21 protein-coding genes and 1 pseudogene are annotated in these 23,178 nt (G+C 59.0%); 5 read left to right on the plus strand and 17 right to left on the minus strand.

The window, feature by feature from the left end; genetic code table 11:
* Positions 1-104: 104 nt before the first annotated feature.
* The 8 genes and pseudogenes from PMI22_RS14660 to PMI22_RS32495 all read right to left on the minus strand — a co-directional run.
* Positions 105-1,484: a UDP-glucose dehydrogenase family protein gene (locus PMI22_RS14660; protein ID WP_007945949.1), complete on the minus strand. Its 1,380-nt coding sequence runs from the start codon at positions 1,482-1,484 to the stop codon at positions 105-107.
* Positions 1,481-1,882: a 4-amino-4-deoxy-L-arabinose-phosphoundecaprenol flippase subunit ArnF gene (arnF, locus tag PMI22_RS14655; RefSeq protein ID WP_007945950.1), complete on the minus strand. Its 402-nt coding sequence runs from the start codon at positions 1,880-1,882 to the stop codon at positions 1,481-1,483. The genes PMI22_RS14660 and arnF overlap by 4 nt, the downstream gene beginning before the upstream one ends.
* Positions 1,879-2,223, minus strand: a complete 345-nt coding sequence (arnE, locus tag PMI22_RS14650; RefSeq protein ID WP_007945951.1) for a 4-amino-4-deoxy-L-arabinose-phosphoundecaprenol flippase subunit ArnE — start codon at positions 2,221-2,223, stop codon at positions 1,879-1,881. Before arnE ends, arnF begins: the two co-directional genes overlap by 4 nt.
* A complete protein-coding gene (gene arnT, locus PMI22_RS14645) occupies positions 2,220-3,869 on the minus strand; it encodes a lipid IV(A) 4-amino-4-deoxy-L-arabinosyltransferase (RefSeq protein WP_007945952.1) in 1,650 nt (549 codons plus the stop codon). The genes arnE and arnT overlap by 4 nt, the downstream gene beginning before the upstream one ends.
* Positions 3,866-4,750 (minus strand): 4-deoxy-4-formamido-L-arabinose-phosphoundecaprenol deformylase, encoded by an 885-nt coding sequence (gene arnD / locus PMI22_RS14640; RefSeq protein WP_007945953.1) that lies wholly within the window; start codon positions 4,748-4,750, stop codon positions 3,866-3,868. Before arnD ends, arnT begins: the two co-directional genes overlap by 4 nt.
* Positions 4,750-6,756 (minus strand): bifunctional UDP-4-amino-4-deoxy-L-arabinose formyltransferase/UDP-glucuronic acid oxidase ArnA, encoded by a 2,007-nt coding sequence (gene arnA / locus PMI22_RS14635; protein ID WP_007945955.1) that lies wholly within the window; start codon positions 6,754-6,756, stop codon positions 4,750-4,752. Before arnA ends, arnD begins: the two co-directional genes overlap by 1 nt.
* A complete protein-coding gene (arnC, locus tag PMI22_RS14630; RefSeq protein WP_033049252.1) occupies positions 6,753-7,772 on the minus strand; it encodes an undecaprenyl-phosphate 4-deoxy-4-formamido-L-arabinose transferase in 1,020 nt (339 codons plus the stop codon). Before arnC ends, arnA begins: the two co-directional genes overlap by 4 nt.
* Before the next feature lie 84 nt (positions 7,773-7,856).
* A pseudogene (locus PMI22_RS32495) lies at positions 7,857-7,931 on the minus strand (hypothetical protein); the annotation flags it as partial.
* 504 nt (positions 7,932-8,435) lie between these two features.
* On the opposite strand from PMI22_RS32495, the gene PMI22_RS14625 reads away from it, so the two are divergent.
* Entirely contained in the window at positions 8,436-9,374 is a 939-nt protein-coding gene (locus PMI22_RS14625) for a tyrosine-type recombinase/integrase (protein WP_033049245.1), read from the plus strand.
* Here PMI22_RS14625 and PMI22_RS14620 read toward each other — a convergent pair.
* The 7 genes from PMI22_RS14620 to PMI22_RS14590 all read right to left on the minus strand — a co-directional run bounded on the left by PMI22_RS14620 (position 9,371) and on the right by PMI22_RS14590 (position 16,823).
* Positions 9,371-10,447 carry an ABC transporter ATP-binding protein gene (locus tag PMI22_RS14620; protein WP_007945959.1) on the minus strand — a complete coding sequence of 359 codons (1,077 nt, stop codon included), beginning with the start codon at positions 10,445-10,447 and terminating at the stop codon, positions 9,371-9,373. The two genes, PMI22_RS14625 and PMI22_RS14620, sit on opposite strands and share 4 nt — an antisense overlap.
* Positions 10,444-12,042: an ABC transporter permease gene (locus PMI22_RS14615; protein ID WP_007945960.1), complete on the minus strand. Its 1,599-nt coding sequence runs from the start codon at positions 12,040-12,042 to the stop codon at positions 10,444-10,446. Before PMI22_RS14615 ends, PMI22_RS14620 begins: the two co-directional genes overlap by 4 nt.
* 3 nt (positions 12,043-12,045) lie before the next feature.
* Positions 12,046-13,059: an iron ABC transporter substrate-binding protein gene (locus PMI22_RS14610; protein WP_007945961.1), complete on the minus strand. Its 1,014-nt coding sequence runs from the start codon at positions 13,057-13,059 to the stop codon at positions 12,046-12,048.
* A gap of 282 nt (positions 13,060-13,341) precedes the next feature.
* Positions 13,342-13,902, minus strand: coding sequence for a PqiC family protein (locus PMI22_RS14605; RefSeq protein WP_007945962.1), 561 nt, complete (start codon positions 13,900-13,902; stop codon positions 13,342-13,344).
* A 29-nt stretch (positions 13,903-13,931) separates the two neighbouring features.
* Positions 13,932-15,593 (minus strand): PqiB family protein, encoded by a 1,662-nt coding sequence (locus PMI22_RS14600; RefSeq protein ID WP_007945963.1) that lies wholly within the window; start codon positions 15,591-15,593, stop codon positions 13,932-13,934.
* On the minus strand, positions 15,574-16,230 hold the full coding sequence (locus PMI22_RS14595) for a paraquat-inducible protein A (protein WP_007945964.1): 657 nt from the start codon (positions 16,228-16,230) through the stop codon (positions 15,574-15,576). Before PMI22_RS14595 ends, PMI22_RS14600 begins: the two co-directional genes overlap by 20 nt.
* A complete protein-coding gene (locus PMI22_RS14590) occupies positions 16,227-16,823 on the minus strand; it encodes a paraquat-inducible protein A (protein WP_007945965.1) in 597 nt (198 codons plus the stop codon). Before PMI22_RS14590 ends, PMI22_RS14595 begins: the two co-directional genes overlap by 4 nt.
* A 216-nt stretch (positions 16,824-17,039) precedes the next feature.
* Here PMI22_RS14590 and PMI22_RS14585 point away from each other — a divergent pair, with 216 nt between their 5' ends.
* Together PMI22_RS14585 and PMI22_RS14580 are read left to right on the plus strand one after the other, a co-directional pair.
* A complete protein-coding gene (locus tag PMI22_RS14585; RefSeq protein WP_007945966.1) occupies positions 17,040-17,657 on the plus strand; it encodes a dihydrofolate reductase family protein in 618 nt (205 codons plus the stop codon).
* Between the two features lie 197 nt (positions 17,658-17,854).
* Positions 17,855-19,402: a phospholipase D family protein gene (locus PMI22_RS14580; RefSeq protein ID WP_007945967.1), complete on the plus strand. Its 1,548-nt coding sequence runs from the start codon at positions 17,855-17,857 to the stop codon at positions 19,400-19,402.
* Here the strand turns inward: PMI22_RS14580 and PMI22_RS14575 are convergent.
* Entirely contained in the window at positions 19,399-20,130 is a 732-nt protein-coding gene (locus PMI22_RS14575; protein ID WP_007945968.1) for a class I SAM-dependent methyltransferase, read from the minus strand. The genes PMI22_RS14580 and PMI22_RS14575 overlap by 4 nt on opposite strands.
* Positions 20,130-21,545: a DUF2252 domain-containing protein gene (locus tag PMI22_RS14570; protein ID WP_007945971.1), complete on the minus strand. Its 1,416-nt coding sequence runs from the start codon at positions 21,543-21,545 to the stop codon at positions 20,130-20,132. The genes PMI22_RS14575 and PMI22_RS14570 overlap by 1 nt, the downstream gene beginning before the upstream one ends.
* Before the next feature lie 399 nt (positions 21,546-21,944).
* On the opposite strand from PMI22_RS14570, the gene PMI22_RS30570 reads away from it, so the two are divergent.
* The gene (locus PMI22_RS30570; RefSeq protein WP_007945972.1) at positions 21,945-22,592 is read left to right on the plus strand and encodes a hypothetical protein; all 648 of its coding nucleotides are present in this window, start codon (positions 21,945-21,947) and stop codon (positions 22,590-22,592) included.
* A gap of 261 nt (positions 22,593-22,853) precedes the next feature.
* On the plus strand, positions 22,854-23,117 hold the full coding sequence (locus tag PMI22_RS14560; RefSeq protein ID WP_007945973.1) for a hypothetical protein: 264 nt from the start codon (positions 22,854-22,856) through the stop codon (positions 23,115-23,117).
* Positions 23,118-23,178: the final 61 nt, after the last annotated feature.

Raw genomic sequence — 23,178 nt, forward strand, 5'->3', positions numbered from 1 at the left:
GACAAATTCATATAAATGAAGGTTGAATGCATTAATTTTGAAGTACTGCAACGATGCCCAGGATCAATGCCAGTAAAGCCAGCCGCCGAGCGGTAAAAAATCCATCAAGCAACAACCGAATCAGCAGGCCATTGCAGATGCGGAATCGGCAGGTTGCGTGACTCGCCACGGCCCATCGGGAAGTATTTGAAACCGCTGCGATCCAGGCGGTCCGCATCGTACAGGTTACGCCCGTCGAAAATCACCGGCGCGTTCAGACGCTGCTGGATCAGGTCGAAATCCGGTGCCTTGAACTGCTGCCACTCGGTGCAGACGATCAGGGCATCGGCGCCTGACAGGACGGATTCGGGTGTGCCCATCAGCATCAGTTTCGATTCGTCAGGGTACAGCCGCTGGGTTTCCTGCATGGCTTCCGGATCGTATGCACGCACGTTGGCCCCGGCTGCCCACAGCGACTCCAGCAGGACCCGGCTTGGCGCATCGCGCATGTCATCGGTATTGGGCTTGAACGCCAGCCCCCATACGGCAAAGGTCTTGCCGCTCAGGTCGCCACGGTAGAACGCGTTGATGCGCTCGAACAACTTGTGCTTCTGGCGCTCGTTGATCGCTTCCACCGCTTGCAGCAGGTCGCTGGAGCAGTGGGCTTGCTGGGCGCTGTGAATCAGTGCGCGCATGTCTTTGGGGAAACACGAACCGCCATAACCACAACCGGCGTAGATGAAGTGGTAACCGATGCGCGAATCTGCGCCGATGCCCAGGCGCACGGATTCGATGTCGGCGCCCAGGTGCTCGGCCAGTTCGGCGATCTGGTTGATGAAGCTGATCTTGGTGGCCAGCATGCAATTGGCAGCGTACTTGGTCAGTTCGGCGCTGCGCAGGTCCATGAACATAATGCGATCGTGGTTGCGATTGAACGGGGCATAGAGGTCGCGCATCACTTCGCGCACTTCGTCACGTTCACAGCCAATGATGATCCGGTCCGGGCGTCGGCAATCGGCGACAGCTGAACCTTCTTTGAGAAATTCAGGGTTGGAGACGATATCGAACTGCAGCACGCGGCCGGTCTTGATCAGGCAATCGTCGATATGCGCGCGCAACGCATCTCCGGTGCCCACCGGCACCGTGGACTTCTCAGCCAGAATCACCGGCTGCTGGCGATACCGCGCTACGGCATCTCCGACCGACATCACGTAACTCAAATCTGCCGAACCATCGTCCCCGGACGGCGTGCCGACCGCAATAAACAGCACCTGGCCATGCTGCACGGCGAGTTTCTCGTCGGTGGTGAATTGCAGTCGTTTGGCTTCCAGGCTTTCGCGTACCAGGCTGGCGAGCCCCGGTTCAAAAATGCTCACGTGGCCTTGTTGCAGCAATGCGACTTTCTTCTCGTCAATGTCCATGCAGATCACATCGTGACCGACTTCAGCCAGGACGGCTGCCTGGACCAGGCCTACATAACCGCTACCAAATACACTGATTTTCATGCTGCATCCCTGAGTTCCGTCGCGTGAACTGAACGAGAGTTGATGATGATAACCCCGAGCATGACCAGCGCCACCCCGAGGGTTTTTGAAAGGCTGAGCGTTTCGTTGAACAGCGGCAGGCTGGCGGCCAGCAAGTACACCAGCGCATAGCTGATGCTCAGCAGCGAATAGGCCCGGCCCAGCGGCAGGTCACGAAGGGCGACCAGCCAGCAGAGCATCGAAAGGGCGTAGGCGACAATGGCGCTCAGCACGACCACCATCGCGACCGGGTCGATGCTGGCTGATAACCAATGGTCGGGTGAGGGCAGGCGCGTCATGCTCCAGCGCATGCCCAACTGCGCGGTGCTGACCAGCAGCACGCTACCCATGGCGAAGGTGATTCCGCGACGAAGGCTCATGCTTGTTGCCCCAGCAGAACCACGCCACCGATCACCAGTGCCACACCCAACCAATGTTGGCGGTCGATGGTTTCATGGAAGACAAAACGGGCGACCAGCGTGACCAGCACAAAATTGAGACTCAGCATCGGGTAGGCAATGCCGACTTCCAGACGCTGCAGCACCAGCAACCAGACCAGCAAACCCGATCCCAGCGCGGCGAGCGCCAGCCACAGCCATGGCGAGCGCAGTTTTTCGGTCCATGTCGAAGCCTGGCCGCGCCAGCTTTCTACTGCGTATTTTTGGGCGATCTGACCCAGGCACGTCAACAGGCACGCGAGCAGAACCAGTAACAGGCTCATGACGGTACCTGAGGGAAGATCAGAATCACCAGGTTGCCCTGTTCATAACGTTTACCGTCCTTGGGCAACAGTTCGAGCTCGCTTAACTCTTGTTCACCCTTGACCCGCATGACCACACCGACAGAGCCGGTGCGGCGGGCGTCGAGCATCCACCCCTCAACCTGGCCGACGGTGACTAGCTGCTGTGCCGAATCGGGATAAGCAAGACCGTATTTCAACTCGCCTACAGAGCTGTACAGAAACACGTCCGGGTGTTTCATGCGCCAGGCCAGTGCCGCCGCGGCCCCGAGATCGTTACTCAGCAGTTTGCCAGTTTGCGACAGCTCATCCATGTGATGGAGGATGAATTGGTCGGGTGTCTTGTTGGCGACCACCGAATTGGGCAGGCCGGCCGGTATCAAACTGGCGAACATTAGGCTGCCGAGCGCCGGTGCGGCCCAGCATTGCAGCGGCCTGAAAGCTTGCATCAAGTTGGCCATGATCCAGCCGATCAAGGCAATGAACACCAGTACCAGGTTGTGCAGCTCATGGTCGTACAGCGGCTTTTTCAGTTGCAGGTAAACCAAGGCAATCAGGACAATCAGACCCAGCACCAGGTTGAGCCAACCGTTGAGCCCCAGCACCCGTCCCTGTCCCAGCTTCAGTCGGTCGGCCAGTGCATGCCCCAGTATCAAGGCCAAGGGCAGCAGGCACGGCAGAATGTAACTCGGTAATTTGCCTTTGCTGAGGCTGAAGAACGCCAGTGGCATCAGCATCCACAGCAGCAGGAAGCCGATATTGGCCTGGCGTCGGGTTTGCCAGGCCTGTTTCAGTGCCGACGGCAACAGCACCGCCCACGGCAGACTGAAGGCCACCAGCAGGGGCAGGTAGTACCACCACGGCTCGTCATGCTGAGCCTTGTCACCGGCAAAGCGCTCAATGTGCTCTTGCCAGAAGAAGTAGTGCCAGTAGTCGGGCTCTTGCAAGTGAACCGCCCACGCCCAAGGCAGACACACCGCAATGGCCACGACAATCGCTATAGGGCCGAAAACCAGCAGTTCTTTCCAGCGTTTTTGCCAGATCATATAGGGTAGCGCCACCAGTACCGGCAGCAACCAGGCGAGAAACCCCTTGGTCATGAAACCGATACCGCAGGCCAGTCCCAGTACCGCCCAACTGATGAGCTTCTGGCCACGACTGGTGCTGTCCAGAGCGAACCATAAAGCCACCAGACTCAGGTTGACCCAAAAAGTGAACTGCGGATCAAGGTTGGCATAACCGGCATGTGCGGTGATGACGATGAAACTTCCGTAGAGCAATGCACAGGCAAAACTCTTGCGCGGGTCGTTCCACATCCGGCGGGCGATCAGGAAGCACAGCAATACACTCAGGCCCATGCTCAGGGCCGAGGCAAACCGCACGCCAAACAGGTTTTGACCGAACACGGCCTGGCTGGCAGCGATCATCCAGTAACCCGCCGCCGGCTTCTCGAAATAGCGCACGCTCATGAAGTGCGGCGACACCCAGTTGCCGCTCAGGAGCATGTGCTGGCTGATCTGCGCGTAGCGGGTTTCGTCCGGGATCCATAAACCATGGGTGCCCAGTGGCAGCAGATAGGCCAGGGCGAACAGGACCAGCAGGAGGGGAAATGCCCAGCGTTTGCTCATGCGCCTTGCACTCCCAACCAGCCCTCGCGGCCTTCAAGGGCGCCGCGCACGACACGTCCTGTGGGCAAGGTGTCGGGGGCGTCGGGCAGTAGATCACCCAAGGGCTGGAAATGAATGTCCCGCCGGCGTGCATCGGCCAGCAGTTGACAGAAATCGTTGGCCATCAGAATCCCTTCTACTTCAGCATGAATGGTGTAGACATTGAGTTTTTCGGGGGAAAAGCGCTCAAGAATGAACGCGTTGAAGTCCTGGGCGGCGACCGTTGGACCGACCACCTCATCAAAGGTCGGCAAGTCCACCGGAATCTGCGGTGCACCTAATCCACCACCGACTAATGTCGGCTGAAACAGACTGCGCCCGCGGCAATCGCTGTTGTAGCGAAAGCCGAACGCTTCTTTGGCTTCGATCACCCGCTCATCCGCGCGCCAACCGGCTGCGGCCGAACAGTCGACCTTTTGCCCGAGGATGTCGCTGAGCGTGTCCACGCCCCGGCGGATCTGTTCGATCAGCTGTGCGTCGCTCCAGCGTCCGGCGTTGGCCTGCCAGCCATGGTGATCCCAGGCGTGCAGACCGACTTCATGTCCGGCCGCCTGCGCCTGGCGCATCAAGTGCCCCAGATCCCGGCCGATGGGTTTGCCTGGCCAGGCGGTGCCGGCCAGCAAAATGTCCCAGCCGTACAGCCCGGCTGCATTGGAACGAAGCATTTTCCAGAGGAATTGCGGACGGATCAGGCGCCACAGGTGGCGCCCCATGTTGTCCGGCCCGACGCTGAAGAAAAACGTCGCTTTGACTTGAGCTTCATCGAGGATTTCCAGCAGCCGAGGGACACCCTCAAGGGTGCCTCGGTAGGTGTCGACATCGATTCGAAGGCCTGCCTGCATTAGCGTGCTTTTTCGGTAGAGTGATCCGCGATTTCGAGCATGGCCTCGCGCAGGAAAAAGTCCAGCGTGTTGCCGATGGTCTCGCTCATCTCCACGGTGGGCGCCCAGTCCAGCAGGCGCTTGGCGTTGGCGATGCTTGGTTTGCGGTGGGACACGTCCTGGTAGCCGGCGCCGTAGAACGCTTTGCTTTCTACGTCGCGGAAACCGGCGAACGGCGGGAAGTTGTCGCGCAGTGGGTGAGCTTCGAACTGGCGCAGCAATTCTTCGCCCAACTGGCGAATACTGGCTTCGTTGTCGGGGTTGCCGATGTTGATGATCTGACCGTTGCAGGCGTCGTTTTCGTTGTCGATGATTCGCGCCAGGGCTTCTACGCCATCTGCAATGTCGGTGAAGCAGCGCTTTTGCTCGCCGCCGTCGAACAGGCGAATCGGTGTGCCTTCCACCAGGTTCAGGATCAACTGGGTAATGGCCCGGGAGCTGCCGATACGGGCCGAATCCAGACGGTCCAGACGTGGGCCCATCCAGTTGAAAGGGCGGAACAGGGTGAAGTTCAGGCCTTTCTGGCCGTAGGCCCAGATGACCCGGTCGAGCAATTGCTTGGAGATCGAGTAGATCCAGCGTTGCTTGTTGATCGGGCCGACGACCAGGTTGGAGGTGTCTTCGTCGAAGTTCTTGTCCTGGCACATGCCATAGACTTCCGAGGTCGACGGGAAGATCACGCGCTTGTTGTATTTGACGCAGTAGCGAACCAGCTTCAGGTTTTCTTCGAAATCCAGCTCGAAGACCCGCAGCGGATTGCGCGTGTATTCAATCGGCGTGGCGATGGCCACCAGCGGCAGGACCACGTCGCACTTCTTGATGTGATACTCGATCCACTCGGAGTGAATGCTGATATCGCCTTCGACGAAGTGGAAGTGTGGATGGCTGCGCAATCGGTCGATGGCGTCCGAACCAATGTCCAGGCCGTATACCTCGTATTGATCGTCACGCAGCAGGCGCTCGGACAAGTGATTGCCGATGAAGCCGTTGACGCCGAGAATCAGCACGCGGGTGCGGCGTGGCTTACGCCCGGATTCTGCGCCGCGCAGTACGGAGCCGTCGACCAGGCCCAACTCGTTGGCCAGTTGCGGGCCGCTCAGGTACAGACCGTTGTCATTGCGTTGACCGGCGGTGATCACCAGAGAGTCTTCGCCGCAAGCGATGCGCAGTGGATCGACGCTGATTACTCGGCCGGGTGCCAGGCCTTCATTGCCCTTGGCAACTTCGGCAGTCCAGACAATCAGCTTGTGCTCGCCCACGTCACAGAAAGCGCCCGGGTAAGGCTGGGTCACGGCGCGGACCAGGTTGAACAGTTCTTCTGCCGGTTTTTTCCAGAGTAGCTTGCCGTCGGCTGCCGTGCGGCGACCAAACACGGTGGCTTTGGATTCGTCCTGAACCGTTTCGGTGACTTTGCCTTGCAGCAGGGCGGGCAGGGTGTCGCGCAACAGGTCGGTGGCGGCCACGCGCAGTTTGCCATGCAGGGTCAGCGCGGTGTCGCTGCGCTCGATGGCAACCGTTTGCTGGGCGATGATCGCGCCGGCGTCGGCTCGTTTGACCATGCGGTGCAGGGTCACGCCGGTTTCGGTTTCACCGTTCACCAGTACCCAGTTGGCCGGTGCTCGGCCACGGTAGCGTGGCAGTAACGAACCGTGCAGGTTGAATGCGCCTTGGCGAGCGGTGGCCAGCAGCGGCACGGACAACAGGTGGCGATAGTAGAACGAGAACAGGTAATCGGGGTTGAGTTTGGCGATGCGCTCGATCCACAGCGGATGGTTGGCATCTTCCGGGGCATGCACCGGGATGCCCTTTTGGGCACACAACTGCGCAACGGAACCGTAAAAGGCGTTTTCTTTCGGGTCATCGGCATGCGTAAACACGGCGGCAATTTCAAAGCCGGCCGTGAGCAGGGATTCGATACCCGCACAGCCAATATCGTGGTACGCGAAGACAACAGCTTTTACGCTCATGAGAGAACCTGATCGGAAGAAGTGGAAGTGAGGCCGTCAACGGTGACAACGGGAGCGGGCGTGGCGGGTTGGCTACGCAAGACCTTTTCGACAAAGAAACGGGGGCGGGCGCGGACGTCGCTGTACATGCGTCCCAGATACTCACCCAGCAGGCCCATGCCGATGAATTGCCCGCCGGTGAAGACGAACAGCACGGCGAACAGTACAAACGAACCGTCGCCGGCCCATTCGGCGCCGAATACCAGGCGCAAGAAAATCAACGTGATGGCGAACACTACGCCCAGAGCGGCCATGGCAAAGCCGACGATGCTCAGCAGACGCAACGGTGTGGTGGTCATGCAGGTGATCAGATCGAACATCAGGTTGATCAGGCGCATGGGGCTGTATTTGGATTCGCCGTGTTCACGCTCGGCATGTAACACCGGTATTTCCGTGGTGTGCCGGGCGAAACTGTTGGCCAGGATCGGGATGAAGGTGCTGCGTTCACTGCAGGCCAGCATCGCATCGACGATGGTGCGGCGATAAGCGCGAAGCATGCAGCCGTAATCGCTCATGGCAACGCCGGTCGAGCGCTGCACGGCCAGATTGATCAGCTTCGACGGCCAGCGACGCAGGGCGGAATCCTTACGGTTGTTGCGCACGGTGGCGACCACGTCGTACCCGAGTTCTGCCTGGGCGACCAGTCGCGGAATTTCTTCGGGCGGGTTTTGCAGATCGGCGTCGAGGGTGATGACGACATCACCTTTGCAGTGTTCGAAACCGGCCATGATCGCCGCGTGCTGGCCATAGTTGCGATTGAGGATGACCGCGACCACCGGGCTGCCTTCGCGATTGGCGGCATCTTCGAGAATTTGCGCCGAATTGTCGCGGCTGCCGTCGTCCACCAGGACGATCTCGTATTCATGGTGCAGCTGCTGGCACGCCGCTTCGGTACGCCTTAGCAACTCGGGCAGGCTGTCTTGCTCGTTGTAGACCGGGATAACAATCGATACACAACGGATTGGGTAAGGTTTCACTGAGCTCTGTCCATAACGTTTTTCAATGGCATCGACCACGGGATTGGCATCATCGGTGGTCATGTCGGGGAACAAGGGAATCGAACACCGGCGCGTCGAATTCCATTCGGTGTCGGGCAGGTAAAAGTTCGGGACATGTTGACGATAATACGTGTGCAAGCGGGTAGCGACAAAGTGGATGCCGGTGCCTGCACCTGCAAAACCGTCATGAAGGCGTCACGTTCCAGCCCGCAGCGCTCGGCGTAGTGAAGGGGGGTGATGGGAAGAAACGCCTGACTCATCGGGGCCTCGGGCAGGAATTGACACTCAGCGATACTGACATGCTTGATCTAAAAACAGCGTAGTCGATAAAAAACCAGCAGGTTCAATCGGTTACACAAAATACGTGATAAATCGCATTAATTGACTTTTTCTGCTCCGGTGGGCACGTTGCTGGCTTGTGAGGGACAGGCTTGTCTCATAGAGGGTAAGCTCAATTTCGTGAAAGAAACATGAAAACCCGGTGGGCGAATTGTTTATCCGAACGTCATACAGCCGGTGTTCAGACTCCTGCCGCTTACCGCGACCAGACAAGAAAACTCCTACAGAAGTCTTGGCTTTGTAGGAGGGCTGTTCCCATCCAAAGTTGCATTACTGAATTGTTTTCACTCAAGGCCGTTTCGTTTGATTGACTTACCTGTTACCCAACCTGTTGCTTCAACAACCAACCCGTTGACCTTGTATCTGGCCCGGCTCGCACCTTCCAGTCAGCTGACCATGCGTTACGTTTTGCAGGATGCCGCCGACCGCTTGGGTTTCGACGACATGAATCTCGAGGACATTCCCTGGCATCAGCTTCAGCCAGAAAATGTGATTGCGCTGGTCGCGGCGTTACGCGAAGACGGCTATGCGCCCAATACCTCTTCGCTGTACGTCAATGCGGTGCGCGGGGTGATGAATGAGGCGTGGCGCATGAGCCTCATCAGTCAGGATCATCTGCTGAAAATGCGCTCGGTCAAAGGGATCGCCGGTACCCGGTTGTCCCAGGGGCGCAACTTGCGGCGTACGCTGATCCAGGAGTTGATGGCGGTGTGTGCCGCCGACCCAAGGCCACAAGGATTACGGGACGCGGCAATCATCGGGATTTTGTACGGTTCGGGCATGCGCAAGTCCGAGTCGGTGAATCTGGACCTGTCACAGGTCGATTTTGCCGAGCGCAGCCTGCGGGTCACGGCCAAGGGCAACAAACAATTGATCAAGTACGCGCCGGCCTGGGCCCTGGCCAAACTGGAGGAATGGCTGGCGTTTCGTCGATCACAGCTCAAGGAAGGCGAGGTGGACGACCCGTTTCTGTTCAACCGCATCCGTCGTGGCAGCCATATCACCCGCGAGCGCATTACCAAACATGCGATCTATTACATTGCCCGCCAGCGAGGGACCGAAGTCGGAGTGAAGATCATGCCGCATGATTTTCGGCGTTCGTTCATCACCCGCGTCATCGAAGAACACGATTTGTCGATTGCCCAGAAACTGGCGCATCACAGCAATATTCAGACGACCGCCAATTACGATGTGCGCGATGACAATGAGCGGCGTCGCGCAGTGGATCGCTTCGATCTTTAACGTGGCGACTCGCTGAACACGTGCGCATGGCCGATGGTCGAGACGTGGACCGCGCTGCCGGCAGGGGGGGCATACATGCCTGACCCGCGTACGGTTAATGACCGGCCGGACTGTTTGCCCGAGGCGGGGGCCTGAAGTTCCACGGTCAATGTGCAGGTGTTGCCACTGAAGTCGCGATCAGTCACCACGGCGCGGCATCCGGCCATTTCGGTGGGGCTCGGCTGGATGCTGACGAGCTGCAATTGTTCGGGACGCAGCATGATCTGCGCTGAATGGTTGTTGCGGTGGTTGTTCACCGGGATCCGGCCGAGTTCGCAATGCGCCCAGCCGGCTTCGATTTTGGCGGGCAAGACCACGGCATCCCCGAGAAACAGCGCGGTTTGCTCGTCGTCGGGGTAACGGTACAGATCCAGTGGATGGCCAGATTGCACGAGCCGACCGTCACGCATGACCGCCAGTTGATCGGCAAACGACAGGGCTTCGCTCTGGTCATGGGTGACGAGGATGGTGGTGACACCGGCATCGGACAGCAGCCGGGCGACCATCTTGCGCATGGCGCCTCGCAGGCCGGTATCGAGGGCGGAAAACGGCTCGTCCAGCAGCATCAGGCGTGGTTGTTGCGCTAACGCCCGCGCCAGCGCCACCCGCTGTTGCTGGCCGCCGGAGAGTTCATGGGGCCAACGCTGGGCCATGCTTGCATCCAGGGCCACGCTGTCCATCAGCTCAGCGATACGATGGTTTTTTTCGCCGCCCTTGACCGAAAGCCCGAAGCCTATATTGGCCGCCACCGTCATGTGCGGGAACAAGGCGCCGTCCTGGGGAACGTAGCCAATCAGGCGCTGATGCGCCGGCACCTCATGAGTGGCGTCGGCGAGCGTCTGGCCATTGAGTGAAACACGGCCGGTGTCCGGGAACTCGAAGCCGGCGATCATCCGCAACAAGGTGGTTTTACCCGAGCCGGAAGGGCCGACAATCACCGTCCGGCTGCCAGCGGGCACCGACAGGCTGATGCTCTCCAGCGCCTTTTGGTCGCCGTAAGACTTGGATATGGCATGCAGTTCAAGAGCGTTCATCGGCCAGCCGTTCGTTTGGATTGGTGATAAAGAAGTCCGGTCAACGGGAGCGACAGCAGGATCATCAACAGTGCATAAGGGGCTGCGGCGGCATAATCGATTTCGCTGGTCATGGCCCAGAACCCGGTGGCCAGGGTGCGCGTACCATTGGGCGCGAGCAACAGGGTGGCGGTTAGCTCATTGGTGATGGCCAGAAAGACCAGCGCCGCCCCGGCGGCTGCCCCCGGCGCGGCCAGGCGCAAGGTGATCAGCCACAATGCCCGGCCAGGCGATCGGCCGAGACTGCGCGCGATGTTTTCCAGTTCCACCGGTGCCTGGGCGATTCCCGCCCGCAGACTCACCAGGGCTCGGGGCAAAAACATCAGCAGATACGCCAGCAGCACGGTCAGCGTAGTCTGGTAGATCGGCCGGGCGAAATGGATGGTGAACGTGACCAAGGCCAGGGCGACCACAATCCCGGGCAACGAACTGGTGATGTAGTTGCAGCTTTCCAGTAGCCGTTGCAAACGGCCTGGAGAACGAATCGACAGCCAGGCAATCGGGATCGCGGCGCAGGTGGTGATAACCGCGCCCATTGCGCCGAGCTGCAGTGTCTGTTGCAGCGCCGGCATCAATTCGTCCAGTTGCCAGACCTCTGAGCCGCCCGCGATCAGCCATTTGCCCACGGTGATCAACGGCACACCCAGCGCCAATGCGCAGGTGAAGACTTGCAGCGCCAGGCCAAGCATTTTTGCTTCCCAGTACAGGCGCACAACCCGCTGTGTACGAGCGCTGCCCGACCCGACTCGGGCGTAACGCGCCGTGCCGCGAGCGGCGGACTCGACTGTCAGCATCGCCAGGCAACACAGGGCCAACACACTGGCCAGCATGTTGGCGGCCGGGCCGTTGAAGGTGGATTTGAACTGGTCGAAAATCGCCGTGGTAAAGGTGTCGAAGCGAATCATTGCGTACAGGCCATATTCGGCCAGCAAATGCAGGCCCACCAATAAGGCTCCGCCGCAAATGGCCAGGCGCAGTTGCGGCAGCACCACACGGAAAAACACCGCCCACGGCTTGAGCCCCAGTGATTCGCCAACGTCCTCGATGGCCGGGTCGAGCCGGCGCAGCGTGGCAGCAATCGGCAGGTACAGGAACGGGAAGTAGGCGATGACCGAGACCAGGACGCCTGCAGGCAACCCGTGAATCGAGGGCACCAGGCTCACCCATGCATAGCTGTGCACGAAGGCCGGCACGGCCAGCGGCGCTGTCGCCAGTAGTGCCCATCCGCGTCGGCCCGGCAGGTTGGTGCGCTCTGTCAGCCAGGCCAACGCCAGGCCCAGCATGATGCACAGGGGAATGGTGATCACCACCAGCAATACGGTGTTGATCAGTAACTCAGCGACACGAGGTCGAAAAACCAGCGGCACCATGGCCGCCCAGCCTGTCTGAATGGACACGCCGATCACGAAAGCAATCGGTAGCAGCGACAGAAGCGAGACCAGTACGGACAAACCGATCACCCACGCGCCACCGCGACCGGCGAAGAGACCCCGGGAACGTCTTCGCAAGTTCGAGGGTAACGCCGTGGCGACACCCCCTGGCAGGGTTTCTGGCATCAATTAGAGCAGTCCCGCCTGAGTCATCAGCTCCACGGCTTTTTTACTGTCGAGTTTTGAGGCGTCGACTGTCGGCGCGTCGAGCTGCTGCAAAGGCACCAGTTTAGGGTTGGAAGGTGCGTTCTTGCCCACGGCGTATTCGAACGATTTACCGGTTTCGAGGACTTTCTGGCCTTCTTTGCCGGTGATCCACTTCAGCAATGCTTGAGCGTCGTCCTTGTGTTTGCTGGACGCCAGAACACCGCCCCCGGAGACGCTGACAAAGGCGCCCGGGTCGTTGTGTTTGAAGTAGTGCAGGGCGGTGTTCTTGCTGTTTTCGCCAGTCTTGGCCTGGTCGCCGTAGCTGTAATAGTGATAGATCACGCCACTGTCGACCTGGCCGGCATTGACCGCCTTGAGCACCGAGCTGTTGCCACGGTAAGCCGTGTAGTTGGCTTTCATTCCTTTGAGCCATTCAAGGGTGGCCGCTTCGCCCTTGAGCTCAAGCACTGCGGCGACGATGGCCTGGAAATCGGCACCGGCGGGGGACGCGCCCCAACGGCCTTTCCAGTTTGGCCCGGCCAGGTCCATCAGGGATTTTGGCAGATCGGCTTCAGGCAGTTTGCTCGGGTTGTAGACGAACACGGTGGAGCGCGCAGCGATCCCGACCCATTTGCCATCCGCCGGACGATACGCCGCGTCCACTTGCTCAAGCGTTGACGGCGCTACTGGTGCAAGCAGGCCCGCTTTGTCCACCAGCACCATGGCCGGAGAGTTTTCGGTCAGGAATACGTCGGCCGGGGAGGCGGCACCTTCCTGCACGATCTGATTGCCCATCTCGGTGTCGTCGCCGTTACGCACGGTGACTTTGATCCCGGTTTCCTTGGTGAATCCCTCGACCCAGGCCTTGGTCAGGCTTTCGTGTTGGGCGTTGTAGACCACAATGCCGTCAGTGTCGGCGGCATAGACGTGGCCGGCGCTCAGCAGTGCAGTGGACAGCAGTGCAGATTTGAGGAACGAAGGGATAGAGGGCGTCATTCTTGGGGGCAACTCCTGTTCTTTTTAGAAGTCATGCACGCCGATTCACTGGAGAAACAATGCGAACCATTTGCATGTTTTGAGGGGCAAGGAATTTAGAACGCAAAATGAGAAAAAAACGTGAAAGAAACCGTTAATACATGTCATTTTCATTCAGGTTAGCAGGCCTTCGGCACCTTGCCTGAGGATTTGAAGACGCTCGGTGAGTGTCGTTAGGCGGGGGTTGAGTCCAGCGGAGGCAGGGCACCGCTGAACACTACCGGGGGGGCGAAAAAAGAAACGTTAGCCAGAGGGCGGGCAGCTCTGTTGTGTCCCCTTGGCCGCCTGGCCGATCAGCGCAGCCAGGCGCTTGACGTTATTTTGCTGGGCCAAGGCCAGATCTTCGATGCTATCTCCCGATGGCGTTTGCAAGATGCTGCGACAGGTGGCAGACGCGCCATTGATGTCATTGGCGGGGCGCAAGCGCCAGGTCACATCAATCAGCCCGTATTGCCCCGGAAAGGAGTCAAAGCGCAGTACATCGAGGCGCAACGACAGCTTGCGCTGGGGATTGACGCTGGCAAGTTGATCCATCAGGGCACTGCGAAACTCCTGTCCCAGCGATGCCCCCCACCATTCGGATTCGAGCAGCACCAGGCCGCTGTTGCCTTGGCGAATAACCACCTGTTGCCGGTCGACCTGCGCCGGCACACTGAGGCTTTCAATCTCTATGAACTCCGCGCTACTGCGCGTTGCCCCCCCTGTGTGTGCTGGCATCAGGGTGTGGTAGTGAACAGGATCGCTGCGGCAGGCCGCGAGCAGCAGGAGCGCAGCGACCAAGGTGAGCTTCGGCGAAAAAGCCATGGATGTTGCTCCTTTCTTCTGCTGCGCGGTCATTGTTTGTAATCCTTTCCTGCGGGATTTTCAGGTCGACCACGAAGCAGCGATTCGGGATGCCGGATCAGGTAATCGGCCAGCTCACGCAATGCTCGCGATGTGCGTTCCAGTTCTTCCAGGGTCTGCCCGAGCTTTTCCCGTGAGGGCGAACCATCGGAAATGGTAGCGTTAGCCGATTGCAGGGTCGTGTTCGCCGACAGCAACGTCTTGCTGACGTCCGACAGGGCGGTATCGACGCCGGGCAGTGTCTTGCTGTTGAATTTCCCCAGCCCTTTGCGCAGTTCCACCAGGTTGCTATCGAGGTTGCCGGCAATGCGTTCGATCGGCAGGTTGTTGACCTTGTCGACCATGGATTCGAGTTTTTCCTGCAATTGTTCGAGGCTTCCCGGAACCGTTGGAATCACGACCGGGCGCGCGGTTGTATCGAAGACCACCTTGTCTGCTTTAGGGTAGAAGTCCAGGGCGATGTACAACTGGCCGGTCAACAAGTTGCCGGTGCGGGCCTGGGCGCGCAGGCCGTTTTCGATGAAGGTGCCAATCATCCGGACACCAGCCGCTTCGTCATTGGGATCATGATTGAGCGACTTGATCATTTTGGTGTGGGCCTGACCCAGTCGTTGCGGGTAGATCACGATGCCGACACTGATCGGAAAACTGCGTTTTTTCTCGTCGAAATCCAGATTGACCGACACCACCTTGCCGATTTCTATGCCCAGGAATTCGACCGGCGCATCAACCTTCAGCCCACGCATGGCCTGATCGAAACGCAAGGCCAGGAACTGTGCCTTGCCATTGGGTGGGGCGAGGGCGGTTTGCTGATCCTCGAACAGCTCGTAGGCATACTCTTCGGGGGCAGGTTTGTCGTCCGGGTTGTATTCCGGCGCACGGAAGGCAATACCGCCCACCAACAAGGAAGACAACGATTCGGTTTTGACATCAATGCCGTTGGCATCGAGGCTCACGTCCACACCGCTGGCATTCCAGAACCGGGTGTTTTCAGTGACGTACTGGTCATTGGGCGCGTGGACGAACAGGTCGATGTTCACCCCTTTGCCATCCGGGTCCAGGGCATAGGCCACTACCTGACCGACCGGAATCTTGCGGTAATACACCGGCGAGCCGACGTCCAGCGACCCCAAATCCTGCGTGTGCAAGGTGAAACGCTTGCCCGGTTCGCCATAGGTGATGGCCGGCGGGATTTCCAGGCCCTTGAAGTTTTTCGCGCGGCCATTGGCCTGACCGATATCAGCGCCGATGTAATCCCCGGACAGCAACGTATCGATCCCCGACACCCCACCGGCACCGATACGCGGACGCACGACCCAGAACTGCGAGTCTGAACGGGTGAAACCTTCGGCTTGTTTGGTCAGTTTGATCGTGGCGTTGACACTCTTCTGGTCGTTGCTCAGCTCCACATCCGAAACATGGCCGATGACTACACTGCGGTATTTGACCTCGGTCTTGTTGGCTGTCAAGCCGTCACCGGTCTTGAACATGACGGTGATGGTCGGGCCTTCCTGCAAGATGGTGTGGACCACCAGTGACAAACCCACCAATACCGCAACGATGGGGACGATCCAGACCAGTGAGACGCTACGACCGGTCTTGATTGGGGCCTGGCCTGGGGCTTGTGGCCCTTCAGTGGCTTGTGACTTCATCCATGACCTCCTCGTTTTGTGGGTTTTCCCGCTTTTTATCCCAGATCAGGCGCGGGTCGAAACTCATCGCCGACAGCATGGTGAACACCACCACCAAACCAAAAAACAGAATGCCCGCGCGCGGTTCGATGTCGGCCAGGGCTTTGAACTTCACCAGTGAGGCCACCAGTGCCACCACGATCACATCCAGCATTGACCAGTAACCGATGACCTCGACGAAGCGGTACAACTGTGACCGCTCCTTGCTCGCCCAGAGACTGCTGCGATGCACGGACATCAGCAAAAACGTAAGGGCTACGAACTTGACGCCCGGCACCGCGATGCTGGCGATAAAAATGATCAGCGCAATATCCCAGGCACCGGCCGCCCAGAACTCCAGTACCCCGCTCATGATCGTGCTGTCGGCGCCATTGCCGAGCATCTTGGTGTTCATGACCGGCAATAGATTGGCCGGGACGTAAAACGCCAGGGCCGTGAACATAAAGGCCCACGTACGGGCCAGCGAATTGGTTTTACGCCGATGCAACGGAGCGCCACAGCGTTCGCATTCGTGCGGTTGATCGGTGAAGTCGCAGGCCATGCCGCAGGTATGGCACAGACACAGGTTGAGATCGGCGGCGGCCGGGGGCGTGTTCATAAGATGTCCCATAATTCACGGATATCGCGCCCGGCGATGCGGATCACCACCAGGCTGAGCACGGCCAGGGCAAACAGGCCGATACCCGGCAGCACGTCGAGAAATCCGGCGAGTTTGATCACAGCGACCATCGCTCCCAGAAAGCAGACCTCCAGCATGCTCCAGGGCCGGAGGGCTTCGAGCCAGCGCATGCAGAATTTAAAACCGGGTGATCGACGATGGGTGAGCGCGAAACTCAGGACCCAGATCAGCAGCAACAGTTGGGAAATCGGCGCGAGGATCATTGCGATGGCCGCGACCAAAGCGATAAAGGTGATCGGCCCCTGGCTCAAGGCCAATACCGAATCCCACAATGTTGCGCTGTTTCTAACGCCTTTGAGGCTGATGGTCATGACGGGATAAAGGTTGGCGAAAATCCATAGCATCAAGGCCGCGCAGGTCAACGCCAGTCGTTGCTCCACCGTCATGCGGTTATGGCGCTGCAGCACGGCGCCGCAGCACGTACACAGGGTTTTCTGGTGTTCAACGAGCGTGACTTTTTCAAACACACAGTCGCAGTGCTCGCAGATGATCAATTGATCAGTAGTTGCCATGGGCCAAGGCTCTACAGGAGGCAGGAAATTCAGAGCACCCCCTCAATATAGAAGTGCCTTGCAATTGAGCAAATCGAAAGTCGAAACGGTGCGGATCTCTATCGCCGGTCGGTGGTATCGCCCTGTCGATTTCACAGCGACCCGTTCGACTATCCTTCAGGGAACTCGCGGTTAACCCTTGACGTTCCCTGTACGAGTACTCACTGGGAGAAGGCTATGCGCAAGCTCACCGTTGCCGCATTCATGAGTCTGGATGGCGTTATGCAAGCGCCCGGCGGGCCTGAAGAGGACACCAGCGACGGATTCCTCTATGGCGGCTGGATCGTGCCCTACGCCGACAACGTCTCCGGCCAGGCCATCCAGGACCTGTTCGCGAAACCGTTCGAATTGCTGCTGGGGCGGCGTACCTACGACATTTTTGCCGCTTACTGGCCGTACCGGGAGGCCGATGCAAACAGCCACGCCATCGCTGACCTGTTCAACAGCGTGCCCAAGCATGTGGCTACGCATCACCCCGATTCGCTGGATTGGCACAACAGCCATGCCTTGCAGGGACACCTGGTCGACGCGATACGCACACTCAAGCGCGGGGAGGGCGCCGATCTGTTGACCCAGGGTAGCGGCGATCTGGTGCGCCAACTGCTTGCCGCCGGGTTGGTGGACGAGCTCAGGCTTATGATTTTTCCCGTGGTACTGGGCCGTGGCAAGCGCTTGTTCGACGACACGGCGCAAGCGTTGGCGTTCACGTTGGCGCATTCGGTCAGCACGCCTGGCGGTGTGCTGATCGCCCGCTATGTCAGCCAGGGCGAGGTGCGCACAGGAACGTTTGAATAGATTGGCGTCAAGCTTGAATAAGCGCCTCAAGTTCGGCTTATTCAGCCGGCTGACCCATGCGGAAAATATCGACACGCTTCGCTCAAACCGGGCTTTACTGAAATAGGTCTGCAGTGTGCCGTGGGCTGCATTTTTTCGGCATCAGGCAAGTACCGTCAAACCTACTCCCGTTGAGGTTGAGGACGAGCCCCTTGTCCATGTCCTGGTTCTTCCCCACGCTGTTGTTCGTATTGCTGGTTGCCGGCTGCGCCACTACGCCCTTGCCCCACGAGTTCAGCGAGACACTACCCGCCAGTGATTCGTCGTTCGGGCGCTCCATTCAGGCCCAGGTCGCCCCGCATGAGGGGCGCTCGGGTTTTCGCCTGTTGCCTAACAGCAGTGAAGCGTTCCGGGCGCGCGCCGAGTTAGTCCGCAATGCGCAGAAAAGCATCGATTTGCAGTATTACATCGTACATAACGGTCTCAGCACCCGGGTACTGGTGCATGAATTGTTGGGGGCTGCCGATCGCGGTGTACGGATACGCATATTGCTCGATGACACAGCCAGCGACGGCCAGGAAGAAGTCATCGCAACCCTGGCCGTGCACCCGAACATTTATATTCGGGTCTTCAACCCTTTGCATCTGGGCCGCAGCACCCTGGTCACCCGAACCATGGGCCGCCTGCTTGATCTTTCCCAACAGCATCGGCGCATGCACAACAAACTGTGGCTGGCCGACAACAGCGTGGCTATCGTCGGCGGACGCAACCTGGGGGATGAATATTTCGACGCCAAGCCCGATCTCAACTTCACCGACATGGACGTGATGTGCTTCGGCCCGGTCGCCGAGCAGCTGGGCCACAGTTTCGATCAGTACTGGAACAGCACCTTGAGTCAGCCCATCAGTGACTTGGTGCTCAACAAGCCAACCGCTGAAGACTTGCTAAAGAGTCGCCAAGACCTCGAACAATCGCTCCAAAGCGCACGTAGCGAGAACAAAGCCTTGTACGACCACCTCATGACCTACCGGTCTAAACCGCAACTCAATACGTGGCGCAAGCAGCTGATCTGGGCCCATGGTCAGGCGATGTGGGATGCCCCGAGTAAGGTCCTGGCCGACGACGAACCAGCCCGTTCACTGTTGATGGCCACCCAACTACGACCTCAGCTCGACAGCGTCAGCAAGGAATTCATTTTGATTTCGGCTTACTTCGTCCCGCAAAAACCGGGCATGAGTTACCTCACCGGTCGTGCCGATGCTGGTGTTGATGTGCGCCTGTTGACCAACTCACTGGAAGCCACCGATGTACCAGCCGTGCATGGCGGCTATGCGCCTTACCGCAAGACCTTGCTCGAACATGGCGTGAAGCTCTATGAACTGCGGCGCCAGCAGGATGACCCCAGTGGCGGTTCTGGGAGTGGCTTCAGTGGTGGCTCGGATTCCAGTTTGCACACCAAGGCCATGATTCTGGACAAGCAGAAGGTGTTCATCGGCTCCTTCAATTTCGACCCGCGCTCAGTGTTCTGGAACACTGAAGTCGGGGTGCTGGTCGACAGCCCTGAATTGGCCGGCTACATGCGCGAGCTGGCGCTTGAGGGCATGGCGCCAGCCGTGAGTTACCAGGCTCGTCTGGAAAACGGCGAAATTGTCTGGATCGCCGAAGACGACGGCGTTCGGCATACCTTGCATGAGGAGCCCGGAGGCAAATGGCGCGGCTTCAAAGCCTGGCTCAGTGACAAGATCGGCCTGGAGAAAATGCTCTAGTCAGAAGTTCGAACAGGCTCTCCCCCCCGTTGCTCGGCCACCAACAGCAGCGACTGCGGCACCGGACTTTGCGGGTGCTGTGGCTCTTGCAAGCCGATCAGCCGAAAGCCAGCCATGTCCAACGCATTCAGCCAACTGGACAACGTGCGGAAGTACCACGGCATGGGTCGCCATTGCCCCTCGAACCCGGCGAAGGTCTCTTCCCGCCAACCATCCTGATAGTCATCCGCCGCAGCGGTCCACGGATGCAGCGTCTGGATCACCAGACTACCGCCAGGGGCGAGCAGGGCGTTCATGGCGGCAAGCAGGGGAATGATGTCCTGGTGCAACAGCGCGAAGTTGGCGCAGATCAGGTCGTAGTCGTGGCCGACGATCACTTTCGCTTCCACCAACGCGTCATAGCTCGCCAAATGCACCGGTGAAGCGCCCGCTGCCCGCGCCGCCTCGACCAGTGTCGCGTCACCATCCACACCGATCGCCTTGATGCCCCGTTCAGCCAGCGCGCGCAATAACCAACCCTCGCCACAGCCGAGGTCAAGTACGTGCTCGGGCTGGCGACCCATCACCGCCAACAGGATGGCTTGGTTGGTGACCCTCAGGCGGCTTTCAATGGCGCCGGTGCGGATGGCTTCGATCCAGGATTGGGCGTTGTGGTGCCAACTTTGCATCAGTGTGAGTTCGGGGGCAGATAGATCGATGTCCGGCGTTGTCTGTTGGATCGGCTCCATCACTCTTCTTCTCTCAGCACGTTGATCCGCCCTGATTTTTCCGCGGCCACCAGCGCGGCATGGTCTTTCTCATTTTGATCGGCATAGGCGATGGCAAATGTTCCGATGGCCTGGTCAAAGGAATCGGTCTTGCCCAGGTAGCCACTAATGAGTGCCGCATCCCCTGATTTGGCGTGAGCACGGGCCAGGGTAAGACCGCACCACTCGGCGTACATTTTCATCCGTGCAGCGGATATGCCTTCAATGGGCGCCGACATTTTCATGTCCCGCAACTGACGCACAAAGAAGTACCGGCCGTTTTGGCCGCGTGTCCAGCCCAAAAAAATGTCGCTGGACGACTGGGTCAGGCGCTGTCCTGTGACGACACGCTGTCCCTGGTTCTCGTAGGCGCTCTTGCCTGCATAGGGCGCCAGCACCGAGGGGCAGGCTTCCTTGAATTGCAGGAGCAATGGATGGTTTTCTGCTGAGAAGAACAGGCCGACGAAACAATAGGTCCCGACACTGCCGATCCCGACAGCTTTGACGGCAATGTCTTCGAGACGGTAGCGATCGAAGAGCACACGCCGTTCATGGGGCAGCGACAATCGATAGTCCTGCAGCGCCAGATTGACGCTGCGCGCGAAGCCCTTTTCATACACATGAAACAGTATGGGGGGTTGATCGATCAGGCGTCGCCGCCCTCCGACTTCGCCGCTGATCTTGGGAAACAGGTAATCGCCGACACGCATCCTGGCTTTTGCGACCAGTTGTTCGCGGATTTTCTTGATCTCGGCATTGGGCGCCATATCAATGATCGCCTGGGCATCCAGGCGGTCATACCAGACATCCATCGGGCTCATCTTGGAAAACTTGCGCAAGTACACGCGGTAAGCACGAACGCATTCGGCAGCTATGCCCCGTGCACTTTTATCGCTGAGGCGGTTATCGCGTGCGGCCACGGCAAAACTGATCGCCAGGCGTTTGACATCCCACTCCCAGGGAGCGGGGAGCGTTTCGTCGAAATCGTTTATGTCAAAAATCAGATTGCGCTCAGGGGTCGCGAACAACCCGAAGTTCATCAGGTGACAATCCCCGCAGGCCTGCACCTGAATGCCGGTGGAAGGGAGCATGGCCAGGTCATGGGCCATCAAACCCGCAGAACCGCGTAAAAAGGTGAATGGACTGCGCAACATGCGGCCGTACCGCACAGGCACCAGATTGGGCAGTCGATAGCGGTTGGACTCTTCGAGGAGTTTGATCGGGTCACGGTGTTTGCGCCCCGGTTTCCATTCGGCGTGAACGGCATGGGGCAGACGCGAGCGTAATAGCTCACCTTCGTACAGACGTTCCTTGCGCGAGTGAAAGACTCGTTCGTCCCCGTGGTCTTGCGATTGCCCTGTCATGCGGTTGGCAAGCCTGTTTTTGCGGGGGGCCATGTCCACTCCTTTGCTCAACGAAATATGACTCGCTTGGGCACAGGATCGGGTAATTCGACTGTTCCTTCAGCCACGGAGAACACGTGCGCCAGTAGGCTGCAAAGCACCACAGCTACTGTTTCCAGCGTAGCAGTTCTGATCCGGGATGCTGCAGGGTGCGTGTTGATGGTTGAACTTTGCGCGCACAATTTTTATCTAAAATAAATGTGGGAATACTTCCCGCTCAACGTTGCTGACTGGCTCTGAAGGATCGTGCGGAAACCGCAGTTGCTTGTTCTTGATATTGCTGCAGATAAATGACCGCGCCGGTTGGCTGGCCGCTCCAATGGGCGGCCGGGAACTCATTGGTGATCGCGTTCCATACGGAGATTACGACGCAACGCCAAGCGGAGGTGCATCATGCTGCTCAAGCAATGTGTATTGGCGCTCGCCATTGGCGGCGTCCTCTCGGCATCGACTGTTCTGGTGCCCGATTACATCAGTAGTTTCTCCAGCGTGTATGCCAAAGATGGCGGCAGTGGCAGCAGTGGCGGCGGCGGTAGCGGCGGAGGCAGTGGTGGTCACGGTGGTGGCTCCGGCAGCGGAGGTTCCGGAGGCAGTGGTCACGGTGGCGACGGCGGCGGTGGAGGCTCCAACAGTGGCGGCTCCAGCGGCGGTCACGGTAACAGCGGCCATGGAGAGGGCGGCGGTCACGCTGCCGGTCATGACGGTGTCGCCGGCAACAGAGGTCCCGGTAATGCGCATGACAACGACGCTAACAACAATGGCGCCGATGCGGCCAGGGATGCTGCCAAAAATGATGCAGATGCCGCCCGAGATACGGCGAGAGCCACTGCAGATGCCAACAGAAATGCTGCCCGAGCTGAGGCCGATGCGGCTAGGGATGCTGCAAAAGCTGCCGGTGTAGCGGGCGCGGACGCAACCAGAGACGCGGCAAGGGCCGCCGGCGATGCGACCCGGGACGCCGCCAAGGCTGACGCAGATGCCACCAGAGATGCGGCGAAGGCTGCTGCAGATGCGAACAGAGATGCAGCCCCGCAAGCATAAAGGACGGTTAAAAGTCGCAATCCCCGGAAAGACACCGGGGTTGCGACTTTCTTTCAAAATGGGGAAGCGACGGAATCGGGCAGGGGAGTCTTACGCGACAGGCGGAAATCAACACCCTTGTAGGACCGCCCATGTCGTCTATTGTTAAACACCACATTCCGAGGCTTTAAATTCGGTGTGCGTTGTCATCTCGAGCCAGTCAGCCTGTGCGGTGATCGGCAAGAGCACGAAGTGATTGAATACTCTGGTAGGAGGAAGTTCATGATGCGCAAACATTATTTGACTGTCCTGGCCACACTGGCCATCGCAACTGGCGGCATCTGGGGGTCGACGCTGGCCCATGCGACCGATCAGGCTGACCAACGACAGGAGTCCCGCGATGTCAAGCAGGAAGGGCGCGAGGGTTCCCGGGAAGCCAAGGAGGAATGCAAGGAGGGTGATGAAAAGAGTCGCAACGATTGCCGTCAGGACAAGCGCGACACCAAACAGGACTCGCGCGACACCGCTCGTGATGTGAAATATTGATAATTAACCCGTTTCAGTCCATCAACGGGTCAATTATCCGAGAGTCGGTCAAGGGGGCAGG

It is taken from the genome of Pseudomonas sp. GM21 (assembly GCF_000282215.1).
Classification (GTDB): Bacteria; Pseudomonadota; Gammaproteobacteria; order Pseudomonadales; family Pseudomonadaceae; genus Aquipseudomonas.